General features: G+C 68.5%; 1 protein-coding gene. It reads right to left on the bottom strand.

All coding sequences use genetic code 11. The features are described from left to right. Nucleotides 1-1,592 (bottom strand): DNA-directed RNA polymerase subunit beta (gene rpoB, locus AB0J46_RS51910; RefSeq protein ID WP_364344941.1); only part of this gene is annotated, 1,592 nt, incomplete at both ends.

The raw sequence follows: 1,592 nt of genomic DNA, 5'->3' as shown, positions 1-1,592 counted from the left end.
CAGCAGCCGCTCCTCCGGGGTCAGCTCGGTCTCGCCCTTCGGGGTGACCTTGCCGACCAGGATGTCGCCGGGCACGACCTCGGCGCCGATCCGGACGATGCCGCGCTCGTCGAGGTCGGCCAGGATGTCCTCGGAGACGTTGGGGAGGTCCCGGGTGATCTCCTCCGGGCCCAGCTTGGTGTCGCGGGCGTCGACCTCGTGCTCCTCGATGTGGATCGAGGACAGCACGTCGTCCTGGACCAGGCGCTGGGACAGCACGATCGCGTCCTCGTAGTTGTGGCCCTCCCACGGCATGAACGCCACCAGCAGGTTCTTGCCGAGCGCCATCTCACCCTCGTCGGTGCAGGGGCCGTCGGCGATGACCTGGCCGGCCTCGACCCGGTCGCCCTCGGCGACGATGGGCTTCTGGTTGAAGGAGGTGCCCTGGTTGGAGCGCCTGAACTTGGCGACCCGGTACGTCGTACGCGAGCCGTCGTCGTTCATGACGGTGACGTAGTCGGCCGAGACCTCCTCGACCACGCCGGCCTTCCCGGCGCTGATGACGTCCCCGGCGTCGGTCGCGGCACGGTACTCCATGCCCGTGCCAACCAGCGGCGCCTCGCTGCGGATCAGCGGCACCGACTGGCGCTGCATGTTCGCGCCCATCAGGGCCCGGTTGGCGTCGTCGTGCTCCAGGAACGGGATCATCGCGGTGGCGACCGACACCATCTGGCGCGGCGACACGTCGATGTAGTCGACCTCGCGGGAGGCCACGTAGTCGGTCTCGCCGCCCTTGGTGCGGACCAGGACGCGGGCGTCGGTCAGCTCACCGTCCGCGCCGAGGGACGAGTTCGCCTGGGCGACGACGAACCGGTCCTCCTCGTCGGCCGTCAGGTAGTCGATCCGGTCGGTGACCCTGCCGTCGACGACCTTGCGGTAGGGCGTCTCGATGAAGCCGAAGGCGTTGAGCCGTCCGTAGCAGGCGAGGTAGCCGATGAGGCCGATGTTCGGGCCCTCGGGCGTCTCGATCGGACACATCCGGCCGTAGTGGGACGGGTGCACGTCACGGACCTCCATCCCGGCCCGCTCACGGGACAGACCACCGGGGCCCAGGGCGTTCAGCCGCCGCTTGTGCGTCAGCCCGGCCAGCGGATTGATCTGGTCCATGAACTGCGACAGCTGCGAGGTGCCGAAGAACTCCTTCATCGACGCCACCACCGGCCGGATGTTGATCAGGGTCTGCGGCGTGATCGCCTCGACGTCCTGGGTGGTCATCCGCTCGCGGACGACGCGCTCCATGCGGGCCAGGCCCAGCCGGACCTGGTTCTGGACGAGCTCGCCGACGCTGCGGATGCGCCGGTTGCCGAAATGGTCGATGTCGTCGAGCTCCACGACGGCCTCGCCCATGGACGTCTCCCCCGCGTGCAGCCGCACCAGGTACTCGATCATCGAGACGACGTCGTCCTCGGTCAGCGTGCCCTGCGTGATCTCGGAGTCCACCCCGAGCTTCTTGTTGACCTTGTAGCGGCCCACCTTGGCCAGGTCGTACCGCTTGGGGTTGAAGTACAGGTTCTCCAGCAGGGTCTGCGCCGACTCCTTGGTCGGCGGCTCAC

The sequence above is a fragment of the Nonomuraea sp. NPDC049758 genome, assembly GCF_040674635.1.
Taxonomy (GTDB): Bacteria; Actinomycetota; Actinomycetes; order Streptosporangiales; family Streptosporangiaceae; genus Nonomuraea.
This window is presented reverse-complemented; position numbering and strand designations above follow the sequence as displayed.